General features: G+C 33.5%; 20 protein-coding genes and 3 pseudogenes. 13 read left to right on the top strand and 10 right to left on the bottom strand.

The features are described from left to right. The first annotated feature begins 20 nt into the window (after positions 1 to 20). Positions 21 to 1,049 (top strand): type II toxin-antitoxin system antitoxin DNA ADP-ribosyl glycohydrolase DarG, encoded by a 1,029-nt coding sequence (gene darG / locus JFL43_RS03680; RefSeq protein WP_200747972.1) that lies wholly within the window; start codon positions 21 to 23, stop codon positions 1,047 to 1,049. A gap of 844 nt (positions 1,050 to 1,893) precedes the next feature. Here the strand turns inward: darG and JFL43_RS03675 are convergent. Continuing rightward, a complete protein-coding gene (locus tag JFL43_RS03675) occupies positions 1,894 to 2,340 on the bottom strand; it encodes a DinB family protein (RefSeq protein WP_200747971.1) in 447 nt (148 codons plus the stop codon). Between the two features lie 118 nt (positions 2,341 to 2,458). After that, positions 2,459 to 2,977 (bottom strand): nucleoside 2-deoxyribosyltransferase, encoded by a 519-nt coding sequence (locus JFL43_RS03670; protein WP_234447573.1) that lies wholly within the window; start codon positions 2,975 to 2,977, stop codon positions 2,459 to 2,461. 271 nt (positions 2,978 to 3,248) lie between these two features. Here JFL43_RS03670 and JFL43_RS03665 point away from each other — a divergent pair, with 271 nt between their 5' ends. From JFL43_RS03665 to JFL43_RS03655, 3 genes and pseudogenes are all read left to right on the top strand, one after another. Beyond that, on the top strand, positions 3,249 to 3,683 hold the full coding sequence (locus JFL43_RS03665) for a hypothetical protein (RefSeq protein ID WP_200747970.1): 435 nt from the start codon (positions 3,249 to 3,251) through the stop codon (positions 3,681 to 3,683). 536 nt (positions 3,684 to 4,219) lie between these two features. Beyond that, a pseudogene (locus tag JFL43_RS03660) lies at positions 4,220 to 4,558 on the top strand (response regulator transcription factor); the annotation flags it as partial. Positions 4,559 to 4,602: 44 nt separating this feature from the next. Then, a complete protein-coding gene (locus tag JFL43_RS03655) occupies positions 4,603 to 5,280 on the top strand; it encodes an ABC transporter permease (RefSeq protein ID WP_200747968.1) in 678 nt (225 codons plus the stop codon). 390 nt (positions 5,281 to 5,670) lie between these two features. Here the strand turns inward: JFL43_RS03655 and JFL43_RS03650 are convergent, their stop codons facing one another. Both JFL43_RS03650 and JFL43_RS03645 read right to left on the bottom strand, forming a co-directional pair. Next, positions 5,671 to 6,177, bottom strand: coding sequence for a DUF3916 domain-containing protein (locus JFL43_RS03650; protein ID WP_200747967.1), 507 nt, complete (start codon positions 6,175 to 6,177; stop codon positions 5,671 to 5,673). Between the two features lie 59 nt (positions 6,178 to 6,236). Further along, a complete protein-coding gene (locus JFL43_RS03645) occupies positions 6,237 to 7,268 on the bottom strand; it encodes a C40 family peptidase (protein WP_200747966.1) in 1,032 nt (343 codons plus the stop codon). Between the two features lie 177 nt (positions 7,269 to 7,445). On the opposite strand from JFL43_RS03645, the gene recQ reads away from it, so the two are divergent. Then, positions 7,446 to 9,215: a DNA helicase RecQ gene (recQ, locus tag JFL43_RS03640; protein WP_200747965.1), complete on the top strand. Its 1,770-nt coding sequence runs from the start codon at positions 7,446 to 7,448 to the stop codon at positions 9,213 to 9,215. Positions 9,216 to 9,538: 323 nt separating this feature from the next. On the opposite strand, the gene JFL43_RS03635 is transcribed toward recQ, so the two are convergent. Further along, positions 9,539 to 10,378 (bottom strand): Rgg family transcriptional regulator, encoded by an 840-nt coding sequence (locus JFL43_RS03635; RefSeq protein WP_200747964.1) that lies wholly within the window; start codon positions 10,376 to 10,378, stop codon positions 9,539 to 9,541. A gap of 383 nt (positions 10,379 to 10,761) precedes the next feature. Here JFL43_RS03635 and JFL43_RS23375 point away from each other — a divergent pair. The 3 genes and pseudogenes from JFL43_RS23375 to JFL43_RS03625 form a co-directional block, all read left to right on the top strand. Then, positions 10,762 to 11,010, top strand: a pseudogene (locus tag JFL43_RS23375) (IS4 family transposase); the annotation flags it as partial. A 191-nt stretch (positions 11,011 to 11,201) separates the two neighbouring features. Then, entirely contained in the window at positions 11,202 to 12,098 is an 897-nt protein-coding gene (locus JFL43_RS03630; protein ID WP_200747963.1) for an ETX/MTX2 family pore-forming toxin, read from the top strand. A 322-nt stretch (positions 12,099 to 12,420) separates the two neighbouring features. Continuing rightward, a complete protein-coding gene (locus JFL43_RS03625; RefSeq protein WP_200748000.1) occupies positions 12,421 to 12,765 on the top strand; it encodes a VOC family protein in 345 nt (114 codons plus the stop codon). Positions 12,766 to 13,152: 387 nt separating this feature from the next. Here JFL43_RS03625 and JFL43_RS03620 read toward each other — a convergent pair whose 3' ends face one another. The 3 genes from JFL43_RS03620 to JFL43_RS03610 form a co-directional block, all read right to left on the bottom strand. Then, the gene (locus JFL43_RS03620) at positions 13,153 to 13,767 is read right to left on the bottom strand and encodes a hypothetical protein (protein WP_234447572.1); all 615 of its coding nucleotides are present in this window, start codon (positions 13,765 to 13,767) and stop codon (positions 13,153 to 13,155) included. A gap of 960 nt (positions 13,768 to 14,727) precedes the next feature. Continuing rightward, complete coding sequence (locus tag JFL43_RS03615; protein WP_200747961.1) at positions 14,728 to 14,958, bottom strand: helix-turn-helix domain-containing protein; 231 nt, start codon at positions 14,956 to 14,958, stop codon at positions 14,728 to 14,730. 114 nt (positions 14,959 to 15,072) lie between these two features. Then, complete coding sequence (locus JFL43_RS03610; protein WP_200747960.1) at positions 15,073 to 15,312, bottom strand: hypothetical protein; 240 nt, start codon at positions 15,310 to 15,312, stop codon at positions 15,073 to 15,075. Between the two features lie 991 nt (positions 15,313 to 16,303). On the opposite strand from JFL43_RS03610, the gene JFL43_RS03605 reads away from it, so the two are divergent. The 3 genes from JFL43_RS03605 to JFL43_RS03595 all read left to right on the top strand — a co-directional run bounded on the left by JFL43_RS03605 (position 16,304) and on the right by JFL43_RS03595 (position 19,360). Continuing rightward, positions 16,304 to 16,501: a DUF6501 family protein gene (locus tag JFL43_RS03605; RefSeq protein ID WP_100797522.1), complete on the top strand. Its 198-nt coding sequence runs from the start codon at positions 16,304 to 16,306 to the stop codon at positions 16,499 to 16,501. Positions 16,502 to 16,587: 86 nt separating this feature from the next. Further along, entirely contained in the window at positions 16,588 to 17,451 is an 864-nt protein-coding gene (locus tag JFL43_RS03600; RefSeq protein WP_200747959.1) for an AAA family ATPase, read from the top strand. Between the two features lie 10 nt (positions 17,452 to 17,461). Then, a complete protein-coding gene (locus JFL43_RS03595) occupies positions 17,462 to 19,360 on the top strand; it encodes a vWA domain-containing protein (RefSeq protein WP_200747958.1) in 1,899 nt (632 codons plus the stop codon). Positions 19,361 to 19,780: 420 nt separating this feature from the next. Here JFL43_RS03595 and JFL43_RS03590 read toward each other — a convergent pair whose 3' ends face one another. Next, the gene (locus tag JFL43_RS03590) at positions 19,781 to 20,368 is read right to left on the bottom strand and encodes a 4'-phosphopantetheinyl transferase family protein (RefSeq protein WP_200747957.1); all 588 of its coding nucleotides are present in this window, start codon (positions 20,366 to 20,368) and stop codon (positions 19,781 to 19,783) included. 76 nt (positions 20,369 to 20,444) lie between these two features. Further along, positions 20,445 to 21,182, bottom strand: a complete 738-nt coding sequence (locus JFL43_RS03585) for a thioesterase II family protein (protein ID WP_200747956.1) — start codon at positions 21,180 to 21,182, stop codon at positions 20,445 to 20,447. A 2,315-nt stretch (positions 21,183 to 23,497) separates the two neighbouring features. Here JFL43_RS03585 and fabD point away from each other — a divergent pair. After that, positions 23,498 to 24,712: an ACP S-malonyltransferase gene (gene fabD / locus JFL43_RS03580; RefSeq protein WP_200747955.1), complete on the top strand. Its 1,215-nt coding sequence runs from the start codon at positions 23,498 to 23,500 to the stop codon at positions 24,710 to 24,712. A 24-nt stretch (positions 24,713 to 24,736) separates the two neighbouring features. After that, positions 24,737 to 24,943: pseudogene (locus JFL43_RS03575) on the top strand (hypothetical protein); the annotation flags it as partial. Positions 24,944 to 24,987: the final 44 nt, after the last annotated feature.

Below are 24,987 nucleotides of genomic sequence, written 5' to 3'. Positions count from 1 at the left end.
ATGTCGAAGAAAGGAAACTTATGATTATTTATACTTCTGGGAATTTGTTTGAATCTGAAGCAGAGGCGTTAGTCAATACGGTGAATTGTGAAGGATATATGGGTAAGGGAATAGCTTATCAATTTAAAAGTAAATATCCAGAGAATAATTTACATTATGTTGAGGCTTGTAAAAATAAGGAGATTGATATTGGGAAATTATTTTATTTTAAAGAGAATAATAAGTTGATAATCAATTTTCCGACAAAGGACAAATGGAGAGCTAAGTCAAAGATAGAGTATATAGAGAAGGGATTAGTAGATTTAAAGAACATTATTAAGAAGTTAAACATAAAGTCTATTGCATTACCACCTTTAGGGGCGGGCAATGGTGGTTTGGCATGGGCAGAAGTAAAAGAAAAAATCGAAAGTCACTTAGCTGAGATGGAGGATCGCTTTTTTTACATTTATGAACCTACTCAGAATTACGTTGCTCAAGTAAAAGAAGAGCCAAAGTTATCTTTATCAGCTTTGGTCTTGATGGATATGAAGAATGAGCTGAAAAAATTTGATTCAACAAGATTACAAAAAACAGCATTTTTTATGAATATATTTATAGAAGAAGATTATTTTAAATTTGTGAAGCATCGTTTTGGACCTTATGATCATTCTATAAAAGTAATAAGTGAAAAGATAAAAGATTTCCAAAATTATCATAAGGTAAAAAATACAAATGAAGCTTATGAAATTTTGTACAATAAGCTAATTAGTAAATCTGTAGATACTAAATTAAATGATTTAAAGGTAGCTGTAAGAAAATCTGCTAATTATGTGAATAGTATACAAACAAATAAAGATTTAGAATGTGTTTCGACTCTAGCTTATATACTAACAGAAAATAAAACCTTAGATGCAGAAAATTTAGTTACTCAATTTAAAAATTGGTCAAATGAAAAAGCAGAAAGATTTTCAGAGGAAGAAATATTGCAGGGGATTGGCCATTTAAAAGAAAATGACATTATAGAAGAAAATTTACTTGGTTTTAGCATAAATCACATATATAATCGTTGAGAAGAGGGCTTTGAACCAAGTTTGTAAATATGTAGTACTCCCTAGTGGGAAGAAACGTTGATATAATAACATTTGAGAGCGTAGAAGCCGGCGTATTGGAGCTTCTGGACGCGAGTTCGAATCCCTCATTACAAATAAAGTTCAACTATCTCGGAAATCTAAGGTTGAGCTTTTAAGATAAGCACACTCTATGATGATTTTGCTCAGCAAGTAGCAGTAGAAGTAAATGATTCATTGGAACTTTATTTATATGTGAGGAATTAACAAAAATTCACTTGGAACATTCTTGTAGTAAATTGTTATTTAAAAGAGCTAGTGATTCAATTACGCAGGATATATAAATGTAGAATAAATATTCATATATTTTTTCTCTACACATTTTCTACACATCATAAATGGAAATCGAGTAATATCAATGCTTTAGCATGATGTTAAACTCCCTCCTGGGACGTCGAGAGGTTCAGATAGGTTAATTTGAACCAACTAAAATACGCTTCAAACCCTTGATACATAGAAATGATACTTCAAAAATGTCAGTAGTTTACTTAGAATCCTTTTCGTGCAGCTATTTTAAAAGGTGTGCGTATGTAGACGTTGTAATGTCTAAATTTGCGTACCCAATCGTTCAGATACATATAAAAGGCTAACTGAAGTGATTAATGATATTAGAACTAGTGTTAAATAGATGACTAAACCGTACTTGACAGGGAAGTTTTTGAAATGAATTTTGACTCAAGGATTGAAAATAGAAAATCACAATCTATCTTTAACATAAAAAGTGCTTCAAGAGCTAGATATATAGCTTTTGAAGCACCTTTTTAATGAGTATTACTTAGTATTAGTTTTACTTGAAAATTTGTTTCTTAAGATGATGTTCCATATGTTCATAATAATCTTGAATGAGCCACTCTAATGTTTTAAGTTCCTTATTTCCTATATCAAATAAATAGGATCGTTTTTCGTCAGGAATAGTATTGATAATCACGATGATCTGCTTATTTAAAACATAAAATAGAGTTAAAATTTCCTCAATAGGAGTATCTTGGTAATTTTGCTTAGCTACCCATTCATCTTGATTGTAAGTGGGAAGTACATAAGGCTGTTTTTCATATTGAATTTTAATGAATCGTTCAATGTTAATAATAGCTGAGTCACATAGATGTCCTAGTATTTCTTTTTTTGACCATTTAGATGGTGATGGTCTTTTAGACACTTCTACTTCAGACATCCGTTTAATTTCTTTAGGAACGTAATAAATCCAATAATTTATACCATCTATCACATTTTTCACCTCTATCATCTCCCGTAATAAAATCTTTCTATGTATATTCCGTAGTATGATGAATATTCCTTTATTAGGGTGAATTATTCTTTTATCAATATGTGATAAAGTTCAATTCAGTTGCTTATTAGTTATTAGTTGTATTTTTTTCTTTTATTGCTATTCCACTATCACGCATTCCTTCTATCAATTCTTCAATTGAAGTAGCAATCATGCCGTTTTGTTTGATCAAGCCAATAACAAACAGATTGCGGTAGACAAACTGATTTTCCGTCCCATCTGCAATTAAAGCATCGATTTTCTTCGAATTATCGCGACCTTGCTGGCGTGTATCAGAGTATAGCGCGAAAATAGGAAGGTCTAGCATTGAAAACGCTCCAATTTCAGCCGCAACACCAGAGTCAATTTCAACACCATCAATAACAGCGATTAAGAAATCACTAGCTTTTAGTGCCTCAATATCAGCCCCGGCAATCGCTAAACTATTGGCATAAGAAGATTTATCATTGATTGCCATATTTTCTTGCGGTACATATAAATCCACACCAGGCACGGCCTCGCGTACAGCTTTTGCGACCAATTCATTTACTAATCGGTCGCCTAATCCAAATAATCCATTTGCTAAATAACCTTTTGTCATAGACATAAATACCTCCAACACATCATTTTCTTCAAATTCAGTATAACAAATTTGTTTAATGTTAACTTCTACTGGATTTGTGTCAGATGCGGATACATAGGCGATATAACTAGTGGGTAGTATGCCATATTATAAATAACCAGTTGTTGTGCTCGTTGTTTGTGATAATTAATTACTATCTATGAATAAGGCTATTCAGTGAACCCTATTCCGTAAACGTGTTAACTGTACTACAATTATTGTAAGCGCTTAATATATGGAAAAAGGAGACAGCATAATGCCTACTCAGCTTGAAATAACACTTGAAACCGAAGATATTTCTACCATTCAACATGAATTACGCATTTATTTAATGAACCATCCACAAGACAATGACGGGCAATTAGCAAGGGTTATTACTGTCATTAATGAAAAACAATTTGAAGTTTGGATGGCTCATGATGGTAAAAAGCTAATTGAAGAACCAACAAAATGGAATCAAAGCTATTTAGCAGAGCAGCAAATTGAATTACATAATAATTTTTCGAAGGAACGCTTTTTGCATATGATGACGGTCGCAAACTTTTTAGCAAGTGACCCAACAAATGAAGCACCTGTAGAGCCCTTCAAATTGTACGGTGTATCTATGGGGACGATTATGACAGTTGGTGTTATTATCTTTTGTATTATTGGCATAGCAATGGTCGTGTTCATACGAAATCAATATATTTAAAAAATCTTGAGAGTTTTATTGAGAGTCTAAATATTTTACAACAGTGATTAAAAAAGAAACGCTAGAAATGACCGAATTTTTTAATAGAATTAATCGATAAAATAATACAAGGGCTTGGTTGGACCAATCTTTTTCAAAACACGCTCTTTAGATTTAAATTAATTTTGTTAATTTGTAAAAAATTCAATAATTAATAATAAAGTTTGATAAGAATGGCCTCTTGGAATATTATGTATCTAAGAGTCCGTTTTTTTTATTAGGATGGCAGAGGTAATCTTAGCTGCTGGATAACGATTTATAATGATTGAAAATGAACGAGAAACTAACTATATATGAATGTTAATCTTGTTAACCATTATCACCCGCAATCTTTTTATAATAGATTGCGGGTGACCTTATGAATGTATATGGATAAATAAGTCGTTGAAAAGCACAGAAAATATAGGGGTGATGGTGATGAAAGCTAAGCGCAGCTCTAGAGAGAAGAGATTTAGTAGTGAAGATACTAAGTTTTTACGAGTGAGGGAGGGAAGCAATTGTTTAAGCAAATAAAGGTGTTAATTATTGAGGATGAAAAAGATATTGCCCATATAGTAAGAGATTATCTTAGTGTGAACAATTTTGAAGCGATAATTGCGGAAACTGGTAAGGAAGGTATACATATAGCCGAAACAACTAATCCCAGTTTTATTATCCTCGATCTAACACTTCCAGATTACGATGGAATAGAACTATGCCGTCAAATTCGTGAGAAGAGCGATATCCCTATCCTTATATTAAGTGCAAGAGGAAGCGATACGGATAAAGTAATTGGGTTAGGATTTGGTGCGGGCGATTATATGACAAAACCATTTTCCTTAAGTGAACTCGTAGCATGAATAAATGCACATTTACGTAAATAAAGAGTGTAGGCGATGTCATGGATATTTATATGGAAGGGAAAAAGCATAGCCTAATTATTACAGGTATTTATCAGGCAATAGCGAACATGTCTTATTCGGCAAGGATTACAGAGGATGTTCCAAAGATTTATAATCCTAATTATAAAATCTCAGATATGGCTCTTATTAATCTAATAGATATTGAGCAGTCAGATCAAGTTGTGAGTGATTTGAACAAGAAATATAAGAAATCAATTTCAGCCGTTACACAACAGACGTTTTTAGATTCTGTGTATAAAGAAGCAGTTGCAGTTTTAATAATGCCTCTAAGTGTTATGGGAATATTGTTCCTAACTGTTACATTTATCATTATTTTCAGTGTCTGTCGCATTACTGTTAGAAAAGAAAGTAGCACATATGGCATTTATAAATCGATTGGAATGACTTCTAACAAAATTAGGTGGTCAATTACATTAGAAATTCTCATTCTTTCGGCACTTGGTGCACTATTCGGAGTGTTTGTAGGGGTAAAAATATTACCTCTAGTTTTAGAGAATATATTATCCCAGTATGGATTAATTAAACTACCGCTTGTAGTGAGCTGGGGGATCAGTATAGGGGTAGCATGTTTTAGCATAATTGCTGCTTGTCTTGGCTGTTGGATATCTACAAGAGTTATTTCAAAAACATCGCCTCGAATATTAATCGTCGAATAATTAAAAAGGCCATGGCATTATACAGAATATATATGAGCCAGCAAGAGTAGGAATTAAAAAGGGGGTTATTCAACTTAAGTATAGGGAATTTAATAAGAGCATGTTTAGAACGATCAACGTTCAGAACATGCTCTTTTATTTGTTTAGATCTTTTCCAGTGATTTAGTATAAAATCATTTACTCATTTTTTACCTGCTACTAATGGGTAGATTCAATATCGGTCATCATCAAAATAATCTTTACTCCAATTCAAGCAGAGTCCCCAACCCTTTTCCAGTTTATTCAATAGGAGAGACTCATCTTACGCTTGTATCTACAAAAAACCTTTCAACTTTAATTCAGCCTTGCTTTGTCATAACTCAAAAGAATATTTTGAGAAATGTGTTTTTTCTATCTCACTTCACCTATAAACCAAATTTCCCCCTCTTGGTGATAATCCTCATCTGAAATCAGCTCGTTATATCCGATAATATGCAATTTAGTAGAAATGGATATTCCCATTTCTCTTTGTAAATCACGTTCATTGGATAGAAGTGTCCATTTTTGGTCTTCATCATTCCTATTGAAGAATCTACTGTAATATTCTTCGTCTTTGAAAACAATTATTTGAGAATCAGATAATCGCGGCCAATCGATTGCAGCAACAACCCGCAACTTTTCATCAGACTCAGGTTTAATACTAGTTAAATGCTCAACTTGATTTATCAAAGTTTGTATGCAAAGTCGTTTTATAGCAAAAGGTGTTTTATTTGAGTCAATGAATGCATCTGCAACTGGTAAGTGCATATGCCAATAACTATGATAATAATCTGTTGGAAATGCCATTGTTTCTTCTTCAATTCGTTTTACCATACTATTTGTTTTTTTCTTTAATCCTCGAACCTTTTTTTTTCGCATTGTACCTCTCCTAAATAGTGCGTTTTTCACTATTCCAGTATAACAGGAAGAGAAAGACTTTATTTTAAATATCGGCGTGCTGACACTAGTTCTTGTTGATAAGGTTGTGTTAGTAATGATCGAATTTCTAAACTCCGATTATAGTTAGGTGAGTGGATTATTTTCCCGTCTCCAATATACATTGCAACATGATGGATTTTCCCTTTGCCATTGTTATTGGCGAAAAATAATAAATCACCCGGTCTTATTTTCTTTAAAGGTATTTGCTTACCATTTACTGCTTGTACAGTTGAATCACGAGGAATTAAAATACCGTGCTGTTTATAAATACTGTATACAAATCCAGAGCAATCGAACCCATATGCTGAAATGCCACCCCATAAGTAAGGAAGACCGAGAAATTCTTTACCAGTCGTGATGAGATCCTTAGCAGTTGGTTTTGGTATGCTAGCATAATTACGATATTTATGTACGGTTGCTTTTTTGATATAACGTTTCGTACCTGCTGGTGTTTGAACTACATACCACTTATTTGTTTCTCCTATGACAGGTAGAATTGTATTGAAGCTAATTTGCATAGATTTTTTCTTGCTTTTTGTTGAGGCATAAAGATTGGCCACTTTTTCTTTTACGATCACAATAGTGCATTTGGATGCATTCTTTTTCGTTGCAATAATATGTGAAGCAGGGACCCAACCGATATACCCTTGTTTACTTTTAGGAGAATATTGATCCATTACAGCAATTTTCAGCCATTTTTTCTGTCTTTTTATTACTTTTACTTCTTGACCATAAAGAGCTTGTGTATCAATACGACCCAATGTATCAAGCTTTTGGCTAACCGTTAAACTGCGATTCCATAAGCTGACATCCGGATTTTTCTCATAAATGAGCTTGTCTATAGAACGTACTTGATTTGGGGATGTCCATAAAGTCGTGACAGGAACGTTTACGAAGTATTTTGTTTTCTTTGTCACAACCGTACAAGTTTTATTTTTGTCTATAGTAACTGCGGTTGCTGTTTTTGTTAGGGACGGTATTAAACTAAAAAGTAAAATAAAACTAATAAAAGCCAATAAGTATTTTTTCATAGAAACAAAACTCCTTTATATTGAAGTGGATATATCTTTTTTCATGCATTATATCATTTATCTGTAAAATTAATAAGCTATTATTCTCTTTTCTCTCGCTAGGGACAACTAAAAGCCTTTCAATTTAATAAATGGTACAATAGAAGAACTTATATACGTATTGAAAGGGGTATGTGAATGTTCGAAGAAGCACAGCATTTGCTAGAAAAGTATTTTGGTTATGATGAATTTCGCGTTGGGCAAGGTCAAATTGTTTCGAACGTTTTAGAGAGGAAATCGAGCCTTTGTGTAATGCCGACAGGTGGAGGGAAGTCGATTTGTTATCAAATTCCAGCCCTACTATTAGAAGGAACGACAATTGTCATTTCGCCTCTTATTTCACTTATGCAAGATCAAGTAGACACGCTACTTGAAGCAGGTATTTCAGCGGCGTTTATTAATAGTACATTGTCCGCAAGTGAGTTACGCGAAACGATGGAGAACTTACAAGAGGGACGATATCAGCTATTATATATTGCACCAGAGCGTCTGGAATCACCTCAATTTTTAGCGGAATTACAAACATTACAAGTGCCACTAATCGCTGTCGATGAAGCGCATTGTATTTCGCAATGGGGTCATGATTTCCGCCCAAGTTACCGTGCTATTAATCGATTGATGTCTATTTTTGAAGAGAAGCCGGTTGTGCTAGCGCTGACAGCGACTGCGACTCCTGAAGTAAGGGAAGATATTTGCCGTATTCTTCAAATTCCAGATGCTAACACGGTTATTACAGGTTTTGCCCGTAATAATTTATCTTTTTCAGTTGTACTAGGACAAGACAAGGACCGTTATGTTAAAGATTTTGTGAAGAAAAATGTCAAGGAAGTCGGGATCATTTACGCTGCAACAAGAAAAGCTGTTGATCATGTGTATGATGTTTTAATGAAAGCAGGAATTACCGTTGCTAAATACCATGCCGGTTTACCAGAAGCGTTCCGTCAGCAGGAGCAGACGCGCTTTCTAAAAGACGAGGCAGAAGTAATGGTCGCAACAAATGCATTCGGAATGGGTATAGATAAAAGTAACGTAAGATATGTAATCCATTACCAACTACCTAAGAATATGGAGAGTTATTATCAGGAAGCAGGGAGAGCTGGGCGTGACGGGTTGCCGAGTGAGTGTGTCGTTCTTTATGCCTCACAAGACGTGCAAACACAGCGTTTTTTAATCGACCAGGCGCAGGACCGCGAACGGATTCCAGGTGAACTCGCTAAATTACAAGGGATGGCCGACTATTGCCATACAGAGCATTGTTTACAACAGTATATCGTCAAATACTTTGGTGAAGAAGATGCAGAAGTATGTGGGGAATGTGCAAACTGCAAAGACGATCGAGAAATTTTCGATGTGACGGAGGATGTTCAAAAAGTACTAAGCTGTGTCATCCGCATGGGGCAAAAATTCGGTAAAACAATGACAGCTCAAGTGTTAATCGGATCCCAAAATCAAAAAGTCATCAGCTTTGGTTTGAACAGGCTTTCCACGTATGGCATTATGAAAAATATGACCGTCAAAGAAGTATCCAATTTCATCGAGTTTATGATTGCGGAAGATTTATTGTCAGTGAAACAAGGCAATATGCCAACGATTTTTGTTTCTGAAAAAGGAAAAGACGTTTTACTTGGTAAAGTTAAAGTGCAAAGAAAAGGTGTTATTGTCACACGACAAATTGCTGAAACCGATCCATTATTTGAAGAACTACGTAAAATCAGAAAACAATTGGCAGATGAAGCGAATGTACCTCCATTTGTTATTTTCTCGGATAAATCGTTGCAAGATATGTGTGCAAAACGTCCGAAAACGGCAGATGAATTTTTAGATGTGAACGGTGTAGGAGCGAATAAATTAGAGAAATACGGTGCAGCTTTCATACAAGTAATTGTCGATTTCGAAGTAAATGTATAATAGTTTCGAGAAAGAAATATCTTAAAACATTTTATTCAAAGTAAAGAGTTAAAGTGAAAACTTAGCTATACCAACAAAGTTGATTAAATGTGCAACATTATAGTGACTAAAGTAAAAGCGGAACTAAAGATTTTTTTAGTCCCGCTTTTATTTTCCATAAAGAGGATTTTCAAAAAATGTATGGAATAATAAAAATCAAATCCTGCTCGTGGGCTATTCAACTAACCGGTTAAAATAGAAATTATATGTAATATATCGGTAGTATTAAACAGGGTATTTAGAGTAAATTGGAAATTACGAATAAAAGAGTTGGATTTTTGCTTCTATAGCTTCATTAACTCTTTTAAATATAGTTTTTCATTTTTTAGTTGTTCCCGCAAGTTTCTATCATCGAAAAGTATAGCAATACTTTCAGCAATTTCTATATAGTTTTCTTTATTCTGAATTGCTAATTTATCTTGAATTAATCCTTTTCTTAAATAGCATAAAGCGATTTGCACATAGGTTTTTTGTTCCTTAAAATCTTCGATTAATTCTTCATTTAATTTGTACGCTTCTTCTAAATAAGTTTCCTTTAACAATAGATGTACAAGGTTATATTTAAAAGGGAGTATTAGCTTTTTATAATTATCGTATTTTTTATATTTGTCTAACTGATTTATTGCAAATTGAGCAATAAATATTGCAGTGTCTATAGGAAATAAGAAGAGAATACTATTAACCAAACGTATATCTGACAAATACCATGTATCCGATTGTTGGAGCCTTTTCCATACTCGTTCTGCATAAAAACTAGCCTTTTTAAAATCCTTCTCTTTTTTTAGCACATACAATCCCTTCGAAGAGTTTAGAATATCTCTAATGTAACAATCTTCTTTTTTTTCTAAGTAAGTTTCAGATGTCGAAATGATTTCAAGTAATAGGGTTTCATCTATAAATTTTAGATTACTAAATTTATAGATGATATCATCACGTAAGGAAAAGTCATAAGAATGATGTATAAATTCAAATTCCTCGAAACTCATTTCAATATTATGCAATAATTCAACAAATTTTTTAGTTGTAATCTCAATCTTACCTAATTCAAATTTCGAATAACTGGTTTGGTGTAGGACCCCTACAGAAACTTTGGACTGATGATAGGTTTTTGATAACCTAATCATCTTAAATGTTTTTCCGTAATCTAATGATTCAATAATAATAACCACCTTTAATGAAGTTTAATCTTATACGCTTATTTCAACTTAAATTATATTTTATATGTATATAATTCTATTATACTAGTAAATTCCACTATAAAAGGGGGGTGTTTTTATGAACTTAATAAAATCATTAATTGATTGGATGATTGGTTGCTAATGGTAAGCTTCAAAATCCCATTCGATTTCTCGATTTTATCGGATCAAATGGTGTTAATCGGTACCACGCAAAATCGTGCAGAATTTTTCGTTTACTAAGAGCCGTCGATTCAAAAGGCAATGAACTCCACTTAATCATATATCGGTTTGATTTAGCATCCGATGAATTTCAGAAATGTACAAATCATTGGGCTTTTGAGTTGTTTTTCAAATAGATCAAGCAACATCTCAACATTAAAAAGTTCTACGGTCAAAGTGAGAATGCGATTAATAATCAAATGTTCATTGTCCTCATTGTATTTTGCTTGAAAGTTTTAGTGCAAATAGAAACCAAGAGTAAACGAAAAATCCTGCAAATTAGCCGATATTTATGGGCTTCTTTATGGAAACCAGCCTACAATCGGCTTCGAAAAAGCAAGGGAAAAGCGGTACCTTAACAAACAAATTATGGTACTTTTAAATTGTAAATAAAAACCAAACAGATTAATCACCTATGTTGCGTGTTTACTTTTTTGGGCTTTAAATTGTATGAATAAACTGAAATTTCTGTATTTATTCATACGACACTAGTGTTAACATACTTCAATTGTGATTGAAGTAAAATAAATTAGAAGTGAGGGGATACTCTATGAAAAAATTATCGTCTTTATTGTTAGTATCAACCATGAGTATGGGATTGATTTTTGGGGCTGTACCTGTCAACGCTAAAGCTACTGAACAAAGTAAGAATAGTGTATATCAGGATCTTGATGAAAGAGTTAAAAAGATGTCAATCAGTGCTGCGCTTCCAGGCACAGAATATAGGTATCATACTATAAAGGATGCTGTATTAAATGGAAGCAATATAGAAAGTTCTGTGATTGAAAATTCTCAACTTTTAACGGTGGGAGAAAATATTTTAGAAAATACTTTAGGACATGATGTAACTTTACCTACCAGCGGGTACGAGCACGAGTTTAAAGAAATGACCAGTACAACTAATACAACGGGTTGGACGTTTGGGTATAATTATAATGCAAGTCTGTCGGTCATGATGCTTACAGCTTCACATAGTTTTAGTGTTGATTATAATATGTCCACTTCAAACACCATAGAGAAATCACAAACGAGAAAGTTCACTATTCCTTCACAAGAAGTTCCTGTTCCGGCTGGGAAAAAATATAAGGTAGAATATAAATTCGAAAAAATAACTGTTTCTGGTAAAAACAAAATTAATGCAGATTTATTTGGGGATACCACTAGTTATTTTAATAATCAACCGATGTCCCCTCGACTTTTATATTCGGCGCTGATCTTTGCCTCTGATAATCAGGGATTTGAACAGGTAATCAGAGATAACGCAGTGGGCAACGATCGATTTGGAATTAGAGCTACAGGCATAGGTCAGTTCAGCACAGAATTTGGAACTCGTCTATATGCTAAAATTTCTGACATTACTGATTCCAAAAAACCAGTAACGATAGAAACAAAAACGATTCCTGTCAAATTTGAAACCATTTCTGTGGACACTAGAGTGGTTAATTGATTAGCGAATTTAGCGAAGTAATAATGGATTTTGTGTTCAGCACAATACTGTTGTGAAGATGGCAGACTTTAAAATACAAGAAAATTTCATGTTAGCATCTATAGTATAAAGGCGCCTAACTAACTTGACGAAATCGATATAAAAGTTTGATCAAAATCCTGTATGAAAATACAGGGTTTTTCTTTTCTTGTTGAAGGGTGCAGGGTACAGGGGGGGGTGAATAAGAGTTGTTTTACTGGAAAATAGAGAATTATATAAGTGAATCATTTTAGACTTTGTGAAAGAGGGGATTAAAAGTGGGGAAAGTTGTTGGATTTGATGGATTTGGCAATTAAACAGTCAGGAACCAGAGAAAGCAGCAGAATTTTATTCCAATGTTTTTGGATGGAAGATATCAGTACCGCAATGGGATTATTGGGCTGTTTCTATTGATAAAGGTACTGAGAACGAGCAGACTGCAATCAACGGTGGGATAAGTAAAGGACCTAATGATTATCCTCATGGAACACGAATTCAAATAGAGGTTGATTCCATAAATGATGCTATTTCCAAAGTAACAGACAATGGTGCTAAGGTGGTTAGAGACAAGATGGAGTTTGATGAATTTTTTCTCGCTTACTTAGTTGACTCTACAGGGATTGGATTTGGTCTTATTCAAAAAAAATAAAAAAGCATTTATTAAACGGGTTCTTGAGTTGAACAAGACACGCAAAAAATGATCAAACTGGCTTCTTTCCACTTGCAGCTAAATAAGGATGTTTATAATCAAAAGTTACACCTAATCGAAAGTGTTTAGAGCTCTTCTCCACCAATTGTAATAGCAGCTTTAACGATAATTTTTTCAGAAAAAATCATGTATAAAGAAGAGAAATGCAATGCAAATCTATATTACACCAATCTGTTAATATGTTTGCATGTTCCGCTTTTCCTATGTTTTGTTATGTGTCTAAATACGAAAAACCTTTGTAGATTTTTTGCTACAAAGGTTTTTCGGGTTGGTGTTTTTTATTAAAAATGAGATTGTTTTATATTTTAAACAAAAGATATTTCTAAATTAAGACCAAATCCATTGGTCATTATTGTCTGAAGTTTTAGCGCTATCAATATGAGATTTTACTTTCTCAATTCCATCAGTAGCTTGAGCTGGAATGGATTTAGTCCAGAACCCTCTTTCTACTTTTACTAGATCATTGATTTTAAAACTTTGTCCTTCACTCAAGGTTACAATAACACTATTTACATTACCATCAACTGTTGGATAATCAACTTTTACAGCTGGATCATCAAAATCTGCATCTGCAGGATATAACTTACTTACATGACCGACTACAAAGTCTTTATAGTTTCCAGGTGCTAACTCAAGATGTTCGACAGAATCAGCTGTTACACTCGTAGTGAATGCATTTTGAAACAATGGGCCTTTACTATTTATTATTACATACTCTCCTACTTTTACATTAGATTGAAAGTCAGTATATACTGTTACATTTTCTTTTAATTGTTTACTTTCAACAACAAAGTAAGCTGTATTTACTTCACCTACTTTTCCTTCAACTGTTGTATTCAACTCTTGTATAGCCGCACTAGCTGTTGTTGCTTCTAATCCTGATAAGTTTGTTCCTGCGAGTGCTACGATTCCTAATGCACCAGCTAAAATGACTTTTTTCATACCCAATAACATCTCCATTCATATTGTAATTTAGGTTCAGTGAATATATTTATCTAGTTATATTAACCTACCTGTAATTATTATAGTTACAACGAGAATTATTATCAACTATTAATTGCATATAATTTTCCATATTACGAAAATGGAACAGTAACTGGGCATGAAGTCCGTGTAGGGAGTCTTTTCGACGTGTCCACTGAGTAATCACCGACATATATAAAGCACGCTTTGGGATTGTATCCTTTTTCGCTGGATTAAACAAATCTAAATGTACCAGTCTTATTTTGCACGTATATGTATTCAAGTAGAAAACAGAATATGATAGACGTACAGTGTGGAAAATAGGATGTTGTTACTGAGTAAGGCCCAAGCAATAGTTGAGAAACGCTTAAGAACTGCTGAGTTGCACTAAAAAAGCTATCAAGTTGCACTTCGCTTATAATAAAAAACATTGTAGCCTATTTTTTGTATATAATTTCTCCTTCTAAACAGTTACACGATATACCTCGAACAGAACTGCAAAGAAGGCGACGCTTAAAAGAATCTAATTAAAAATAGAATTTCCTCAGCATATTAAACTAGTTTTAAGTATCAAAACGACTGAAATATTTAGGAAATTCAATACATATTTCCCGGAAAATAATATAAGTCATTCAAGTTAGAAAATTATTTTAATAAAATAATTTAGATGTACTTTTGATAAAATGATAGATTTTCATCGTAATAGGAAAGACATATATGTTTATAAACCCTAATTTTGAGAAAATAGATTTTAAACAATTAGAGTGAAACAGGAGGAAATACCATGGTTGTTACAATTAATTCTATTGCATCATTAATCATTATTAATACGCTTATTTCAATTGTTATGTCAAATACAATTTCTGAAGCGTAAGTCCTTCAAAAGAAGCGAGTTCTCGAACTGATCTAGCTATTTGAGACACACATAAAACACCTATGTTAGGCTACTTGGCGACGAATTGTTCGGGTGTTACGTAGAGAATGTTTGCGGGAATAATTTCTGGACCACCTTGAGATTTCATTGTTCCTATACCAATGCATCCAAGACTCAACTTGTGAATTATTTTTAATACCATACTTCTGCATAATTTCCTTTGTTGTTAGTTTCCCAGCTAATTTTTCCTTTACGACTGCCCACTTCACTTCTGATGAATATCGTATTTTACCCATGCAAAAACACCCTCGATTATTTAAATACCCTATTCGAAGGTGTTCTATGTTGTCTTATTAAATTGGGGGTAGCCCAGATAAGCAGAGCAGCTTACAGCGGTTTTATATTAATGATTAATTTGGTTTAACAGAAATTGAATTCCATACTTTCTCGATTAATCTTATAATTCCAAATATAATAAGAGTGTTTACTGCTAATGTTGAAAAGGCAAAGAATAAGTTACTAATACCATAATCAAAAATTTTAAAAATGTTAATACCCGCAACCTCTGACTTATAAAAAATCCATTTAAACGGCAGTCCTAATACAAACGCTATTCCAAAACTAATCGCAATTTTTATGTTTCGGCTCATGTATTTATTTCTCTCCTTATAAAGTGATTAATAATAAAATCATTGAATTGATATAAGATAACGCAAAGTGATTTACATATTATTAATTTACTGTTAAGTATATGGATGTATACCGAAAAACAGGGGGAGTTGTCATACAATAAAAAAGAGTATTTTTACACTTATGTTTCACTTAATATTTGAAATAGCATATGCAGAAAACGCAATTGCTTCTACAAGTTTTGATGATGAGCTTAATAAATTAAGCGAAAAGTATGATTTTGATGAAGTAGACTAAGATTCTGTCAAAATTAACTCAACACCTTTTATATTTGAAAACATGGAAAAATTAGGTGTGTTTTTAAAGGTTACGAAGAAACAGGAAACCGTACTTCTGCATAATTTCCTTCGTTGTTAGTTCCCCAGCTAATTTTTCCTTTACGACTACCCACTTATTACTGATGAATATACCCATGCAAAAACACCTTCGATTATATACATACCCTATTCGAAGTTATTTTATGTTGCCTTATTAAATTAGGCTAACTCGCTTCTTTTTTATTGTTTAAGGATTTTCAACTGTTACAGCAGTATTGTGTGATTTCGTTGTTATTTTATAAAGCTCGATAGTCTATATAAAAAGATCAAAATCGGCTCAATAAGAAAAAAGCCATATGGAAATTGTTTTCATATGGCTCCTGTTATTATTTTCTTGTAGTCCATTCCGAATAGATAAAGAAAATAATAAAGAAGGCAAATACGATGACGAAAAACCACCCTGGTAAGCTACCAAAGGACATGTGGGCACCTCCAAGTGTTAAAAAACCAATTATTTATAGCATCAGCATACCATAAATCCATTGAAAATCGCTCCAAATCAGTTATTCGAACTAATTTTCATAAAAAATTATGCTCTTTTCTCGCACAATCCATTGAAAATCGTTTAAAATAGGAGAATGTAATCTATTTACGTTTTCATCAAGAATTTTCTTATAAGAGAGGTTGTTTTTATATGTTACATTTAAAATGGAAAGACGCACCAACAATTAAAACAGTTACTTGTAAACAAACAGATGCAAAAAAATATCTTGTATCAAATGTGCTAACAGTTGGGAAAGAATATGAAGTGAAAAATGAAACGGAAGAATTCATTTTTGTAATCGATAATTCAGGTCATATTGGTGGCTTTTACAAAGAATACTTCGAATAAGTAGCTTCAAAAAGTAAACGGCTTCCGCTCAATAAAGCGAAAGCCGTTTTTTTATAATATGTAAGTTCAACAAGGGAGATTATTTCATGCATACATTTATTGAAAAGTTAAAAGTTGAGCGATTTGCTCGAATATATAGCGAGGAAGATTCTTTACTAGTAGGGAAGGGTGGTTATATTTCGCCCGATCCAACGCTTTGGGAAGATGTGTTACTAAGCATTTCTTTGCAAAAACCTGTGCTATTGAAGGGGCCAGCGGGTTCTGGGAAAACAAAACTTGCGGAATCGGTGTCTGCTTATTTCCGACAACCGATGCACAGTATCAATTGCTCGGTTGATCTAGATGCAGAGAGTTTACTTGGCTTTAAGACAATTGTACAAAAAGACGGTGAAACGGTCATTGAGTTTGTGGAAGGTCCAGTTGTGAAGGCGATGAAAGAGGGACACTTACTATATATTGATGAGATTAATATGGCAAAAGCAGAGACATTGCCGATTTTACATAGTGTGCTGGACTATCGACGTATGTTAACAAATCCTTTTACAGGAGAAGTCATTCAAGCGCATCCGCATTTTAATGTCCTATCTGCAATTAATGAAGGCTATATTGGTACAGCACCCATGAATGAGGCGTTGAAAAACCGATTTATTTCGTATAGTATTCCTTATCTAGCCGGAGAACAGCTACGGGGTTTATGGGAGCAGGCTTTCCCAGATGCACCACATGCCTTAAAGGAATTAATGTATAACTTAGCAGAAGATTTAAAATTACAAGTGCAGCATGGTTTGCTCAGTGAAGAAGCTGCTTCGATTCGAAGTTTATTAGATGCGACTGAACTTGCACAATATATTGAACCAATTCGTGCGATTCGCTATGCTATTGCGGAAAAGTTAGACGATGTTGGTGAACGTGAGCTTGTAATGGAGTTAGCTAAAACGTGGGTGAAGTGAGGTTGATTGCATGTCACAAATGAATCGCTTTATTCAATTTAATAATGAACAGATTAATGCACGTCAAATGCTTCATTATGAGCAATTAACGCGAGCATTATCTCATGCCCCCTATTTATCTTTAACAGAAAGACAAGTGTTGGAATTACGACCCAAGGAGCAGGCACTATCTATGAGCGTCTTCTGGCGACATCGTGAAAAAGAGATTATGCATGCTGGTCGGCTTTCAGATATTTATTTACTAGCGGCAGGATTTTGGCGTTATTTTTCAGTGCAGCCATTTTTAGAATTACTTGAGGAATTGCAAGGGGAGGCTTATGCACATTTGTTTGAGCAACTTGTGTTGATGGCGGAGGAGTTCCGATTAATGGATGCAGTTGAGAAGGGGCGTCCAGGTACGGCTGAGGCGTTTCAAATAAGACGTCAAGTATATGTGGATTATCATAAGCAACAACTTCAAGTGAATTTACAGAAGGGCTTTTTAGCAGATGCTACTTTAAATTATTTATTTGTCATGGCACATGAAGGCTCTATGCAATTAGATACATCAAGTATGCCAGCCTTTTTTGATCAATTACTATATCCTTGGCAGTCGCTTTATGATGTCCGTTCTACTGAAGATAGTATTACGTTAGTTTACCGTATGATGACTATGATTGTGGAGCATTTAGATAAGGATTTAATGCATACTTACTACGCTGTCATGGATTCTTTGGTAGAAGCAGCGAAGTTTAATGAACATAAAGGTGTTACGGAGCAAGAACAAGGTGACAAAGACGAGGCAAAAGAAACGATTGAAGAGCTGTTCCGTACATGGCATAGGGAATCGCAGTCTGATGAGGGCGTCCATATGCGCTATGAATTAGAGCATGGTAACGAAGGCAAAGCAATGTCAACTGAAGCAGAAGAAGGACGCGAAGGTGCCGAAATTTCCGAAGTTGGTATTGGCGGCGCACAAGATCAAAAGGATTCTGTACAACAAGATGATTCTGACGAAGTAAAAAAATTGCCGCCTGAGAAAAAGCGAGCAGGGAAATACTTTGGTGAAGAACATCGCAATGTCGTCTATGAAGAGAGGCGCATTGAAACGGTTCGAGAACGGGAATCAATGGATGAATTAGTCTTTTGGCGGACTGCCCAAGAGCCCTATGTGAAGGCATTAATGGCTGAATTCAGAAAACGTATGGCTCAAAAAGAAATTGCAAGACGAGACCATTTAACAAAAGGTCGACTTTCCTCCAAGCTAACGACCTTTTTAATCGATGAAAGACCGAAGCCTTTTTATAAGAAAAATGCGCCCGCAAAACCTTTAGATGCCGTGTTTGGTTTATTAGTAGATGGCTCTGCCTCGATGATTGATAAAATGGACGAAACAAAGCAAGCTGTTTTACTTTTTCATGATGTGTTACGCAAAATGGGCATCACACATGAAATCGTTTCGTTTTATGAAGATGCTTACGAAGCGTCAGAAGAAAAACAACCCAACACATTTGAATGGGTGCATAAATTAGAAGACGGGGCAAAGGATAGTGGATCTGCTATCATGGCGTTAGAAGCGCATGAAGATAATCGCGATGGCTTTGCGATTCGCTGGCTGATAAAACGTCTAGCAGCACGCGATGAAAAGCATCGTTTTTTACTTGTATTTTCAGACGGGGAACCCTCTGCCTTTGGTTATGCTCAAAACGGCATTGTCGATACAGCGGAAGCGGTGATGGAAGCAGAGAAGAAGGGTATTCATGTCATGCATTTATTCTTGAATACAGATATGCCTACAGAGGAGCAGCTGCAGTTATTCCGAATGATTTATGGACCGCAATCCGTTGCGGCGGATAGCGTGGAGAAATTTACGGATGTGACATTGAGGTTGTTGAGGAAGATGATTGGGCTTGTTATTCAGTCTGGGTGAGTTGATTGATGGAGCGATAGAAAAGACAAGTAGAGTACTTTGTTTCAAAGAGTTTTAGAGACATCTATCAAGCAATTTTTATGAATGTCTCTAAAATCTTCAAGGTACTCGTAATTGAAATTATGTACGTTTTTTCATTGGTCAGAATTTTGGAAAGAACTTTTGGTTTATTATTCAAAGGCATTTTTAAATTTTATAAAACCTTGATATAATTGTGTTCTATCATTATATATATTCAGTATTCTATAAAGAATAACGATTGCTTTTTGTGATTATGTGTAATACCACTGATTTATTCAACAATAAGTGAGCTATCAACATTTATAGCCTCCTTCACCAAATCCTTTAAATTAATGTGTTTTATATCAGTAGGAAAATTATCATGCCGTGCACAAACTGCTAACTTATAGCGGGGATCTATCAATTAGTTTTAAAGTAAAAGGACGTGTCATGAGATTCTGATTCAATCATATGGGTATTCTCATTAGTATCCAAGATAATCGAAAAAGAATTTAGAGGTAGCGATAGACCAAGTCCTACAGCTTTGATATAGCTTTCTTTTAAAGTCCATATTTCAAAAAATCTTGGCACTTGATAATCAACTAATGAGAAAATGTAATCGCATTCCTTTTTAGTGAAGAATTGGTGTGCAATTTGTGGATCAATTAACTTTTCCATTTCAACGTCAATACCAATTTGATTTCCATCGATTGCACATACGACCCAATCTTCAGAATGGCTTAAATTAAATTTAAAATTTTGTACATCAGATAAAAAAGTTTTTCCATAAGTATTAGTTGTAAATTCAAATTGGTTATTATTCCTGATTTTTTTTTGTTTAATAATATTGCGTATTAATATCCCCGCAACAAGGCCTCTCATAGAATCTTCGAATATATTGAATTTTTTTAGCTTATTCCGCTTTTTTAACGGTAAGATTTTCAATAATTGTTCATATGTTGAAAAATTAAATGTATTAAAGATGTTAACAGCGAATATTTCTATCATCTTACACCAAACCTTTTATTTGTATGACGAGAGGCAATATGTGTATACTAACTCTACTCGGGATTTACCCAGTTATTTATACATTCATACCAAATCGTTCTATATTTTTTGAAATATTTTTAACCACCTTATTAATTTGATTAACAACTTCCTCTTTATGTTCATTTATAAAAAAATGCCCACCTTTGAATGGATAGAAACTACATTTATTTCTTGTGATTTCTTGCCATCGTAATAAATCCTCCCATTCAACTGTACTATCCTCAGATCCTCCAAATACTGAAATATCGCATGTTAGTTGATAATCCGTATTGTTAAATTTATACGTTTCTACAATTTTAAAATCTGCTTTTAAAATAGGAATAAACAAGGAGGCTAATTCTCTATTTCTGAATATTTCTTCATTTGCCACATTGTATTTTAAAATGTGTTCTATAAATTCATGTTCAGGCAAGTTGTAACATTTTGAATTTTCAAGTTCGACCTGGGGACCTTTTTTACCTGAAATAAACATATGAACAGGAGCTGGATATCCTTCCTTCTTTATTTTTTTAAAAAGTTCATACGCAATAAGAGCACCCATACTATGGCCAAATAAAACATAAGGTGGTTTAATTTCATCCTTAATTTCCCTGAAAATATTCTCAACCATCTCATTCATATTATCTAAAAGAGATTCTTCTATTCTATAACCTCTCCCAGGCAATTCAACTTCCTTTAGCTCAATTAAAGAATTAAGTAGCTTTTTCCACTTTGAATAGACTACTGCAGATCCTCCTGCATATGGAATACAAAATAGTTTTATTTTATTCAATTTTCTCTATCCTTTCTGTTTAGATTTACAATAAATGAAGATAACCTTAATTATGCACAGGTTTTCTGAAATAGGCTAATACCACCTATCTAATCAGTTTTCCCGTTAATATTTAATGCATTAAATAAATGAAAAAAGAATCCATTTCTATTGAGGTTAAAGCAACGACGAAATAACCACCAGAAAGAATTCTCATAATGGCCACTTTACCTCAATTAATGCTTAATTTCAATCGTCGAATTAAATTATCTAATGAGAGAGATTCTCTGTCCTTGGATATATTTCTAGAGAGATCGATGAGAAAATTGGTTTCTCAAAGACATTGACTCAACACTTAAACTTGAAAGATTCAATGGCTTATTTTAATTAAGAATGAGATTTGCTTCTTCAAAAATTCTGATCAAATATTTGCCAGCTATTTTGAAGATGACGCTGCTGATTAGCTAATGGAAGATTCAATGATTACCAAAATTATAGGTAAATAAATTAGTAAAGTTAGGACGATTCCTATATTGTAAATTATCTTCAAGTTTCGTCTATCAAGAATATTTGAAGGTGCTTAGTCGAATTCAAAACCTACAGACAGAATAACCCATTCATTTGACGCTAAAAAACAGTATTAATATCAAGGGAGTTGTCTGCCTAAAAACGGCAATTTTCAACTTCTAATTCTGAAAACACCATGTTTAAGAAGCAAAATGAGAATTGTTCTTTCAAAAGATTATAAATATAATTGATTTTGATTAAATGCAAGACCTTAGAGAAGGTAAGCATATTTTATGTTTGAATTTACTGATGAAGAAAAAAGTAAGTTATTAAGGAATTATCCTTGAAATGCTTGAGCTTTAGGTGAATATGGGGCGGAAAATTTCATTTCCTTTATAAGGTAGCTTTTTAAACAACTCAATCGACCATCACAAGGGCGAAGGCGACTTGGTTATGCTAAATTGTAAAATTATGGATAAAACTAAACTCCTTTAAGATATAATTCGGGATATTATTAATGATTATTCCATGTTCGAACTCTTTACTTTTCTCTGATTATTTGTTCAACGCTAATGACTTTCACTTAATTGTAAATATTATGTAAAAATAGATAAAAAAAATCAATCTTTTGTTGAATATTTGGAAATTATATAATATACTGTGAAAAGATTAGGTAAAAAACCATTTAATGTTAAATGGCATTTTGAGATAGTAAATTGCAAAAACTCAATATTTTAACATAATAACTACTGAATATGGCTTTACGAGCTCTATTTGATACTTATGGTCTTTTTAAAAGAAAATAAATAAAAACCATTAACGTTGCTTCAATATGCTGATCAAACATAAATATGGCTTTTTTATCGAACTTCAAGTTGATTTGGTCATATTTTGCTTATTTTTATAATGAATGCTCTAGATTTTACAAATAACATCGGAGCATGAAATAGCGGAAATAGCCATACTAACCTCATTTTTTATTCCGTGATAAGTCTTTGTAGATAAGTTATGTTGCTTATGCTTCGCAACTTATTCAAAGTGTTTTGAATTTTGATAGCAATACCGATTTACTAGATGATGGAGGAGGTGTGCTCTTGTCCATAATAGTTATCCTTTATTATTGGACTTAAACAGAAGCCAGCTGCAATTTCATTGTAAGGTTTTTTTTTTACAATAATACTTTATTTTTAATTTTATTTTTATTCAGAATAATAAGATTTAATTGAAGCGAATAAATAAAAAGGAGAGATGACGGTGGATTTAAAAGATATTCAGCGTATTAAAAATTCTCAAATGGTAAATAAAAAATGACATTAATGTCGTAGATATTTCATTTGACTATCATGATTCCTCATGTTGTATTATTCAGAATGGTGAGTTGATTGCTGCTACTGAAGAAGAGAGCTTTACTCGCTTTAGAATTTGGTCTATATCCAGAGTTGATTCCAGTATTTGTTGAAATACATCACTTCACCGTAACTACAAATTGCAAAGGTAGAAGACAGCTAGATGAAGCTAGTACTCTTCTATAATTGAAAGAGTAACGTCATGATAAAAGGAACATACTTTGCATCTAAATCCTGAGAAACTCTTCCCTTTATTACTATTGGGATTGGCTTAGCATTTGAAACATTGTACTTTGTAACATCTAGAAATAGGAAGATGAAGGTGTTAAAGAGCAAAGTGAGGCTATCATACAAATAGGGAAATTAAGTTAGTCTTTCTTTACTCAATATAATTATAGATAAGTAAGTAAGTAAGTAAGTAAGTAAGTAAGTAAGTAAGTAAGTAAGTAAGTAAGTAAGTAAGTTTAACTGGGAGGGTGGAACTTGAAAAAAATTGCCTTACTATTTCCGGGACAGGGCTCTCAATACTTAGGGATGGGAAAGAATTATTACGATTCATTCCATACAGTTAGAACAGTTTTTGAAGAGGCAAATGATACATTAGGTTTTGACTTAAAGAAACTTTGTTTTGAAGGTTCACTAGAAGAGCTTTCGAAAACAAATAATACACAGCCTACTTTATTAGCTGTGAGTGTAGCTTACTATAAGGTTTATATGCAGGAAATCGGAATTATTCCGAAGTATGCTGCTGGCCATAGCCTAGGGGAGTTCTCTGCATTGACTTGCAGTGGGGCCATTACTTTTTCTGATGCTCTAAAGATGGTTAGAAAGAGAGGGGAATTAATGGCCGGCACGGCAGGATCAAATCGAGGTGTTATGGTAGCAATCAATGGCTTAGAACAAATTTCGCTAAAAGAATTGTGTAGCCAATATTCTCATGTAGACAATCCTGTTGTTATCGCCTGCAATAACCTAACATTGCAAAATGTCATTTCTGGAATGGAAGACGCAGTTGATATCGTAGTTAAGAAAGCAGTGGAAAAAGGCGCCAAAGTTTCTTATTTGAATGTAAGTGCACCATTTCACAGTCCATACATGAAACTAGCAGCCAATCAATTTAAAAAAGAACTACAACAATATAAGTTCAATAAACCAAAGTGGTCTATTCTTTCAAATGTTACAGCATTACCTTATGAAGGGGATGATATGTCTACAATATTAGCGGAGCAAATGTTGATGCCTGTTAAGTGGAACGATACGATGAGTTATTTAGAAAAACAAAATGTTGATGCTGTTATAGAAATGGGGCCTAACATGATCTTAAAACATCTATGGCAGAAAAAAAGAAATGGAATCGAGGCTTTTGCGATAGAAGATCATACTGATTTTATGGAACTTTATGAAAAAAAGTGTGAGGCAGGAAAGAATACAGAGGTAATTAATAAGTGCATTGCTACTGTAGTCTGTACAAGGAATCGAAATTGGAATGAAGAAGAATATGTAGAGGGAGTTATTAAACTGTACAAAAAAATGCAGTTTATTCAAAATAAAATAGAAGAAGAGGACCGTGAACCAATGTTGGAAGAGATAAATGAAATAACTGCGCTGTTACGGACTGTGCTTAAGACAAAAAAGGTACCTTTTGACGAAGTTTCTTCTATTTTTGAACAAATTGAAAAGGATCTAGGAATAATTTAATATCATTTAAACATAGGAGTATTCCTGTTAGAAAGGAAATTTGAGGTTCGAACAAAAAACAAGCATTATACTCAAAATCAAAAAATCTTACAAATCACAATAGCAACATTAATTATTGAAATTGATGTTGCCAAAGACATACATGTAGCTCGTGTCTAGGCCGATCGTGGCATTGAGTTTGGAAAGCTTCGGATCTTTGAAAATCGAATTCATGGTTTTCAAACCCTCCTAAATTAGATAGAACTTCATCGTAAGGTATATAAAAGAACATATTA

It is taken from the genome of Viridibacillus soli, assembly GCF_016612995.1.
GTDB classification, from domain to species: Bacteria; Bacillota; Bacilli; order Bacillales_A; family Planococcaceae; genus Viridibacillus; species Viridibacillus soli.
This window is presented reverse-complemented; position numbering and strand designations above follow the sequence as displayed.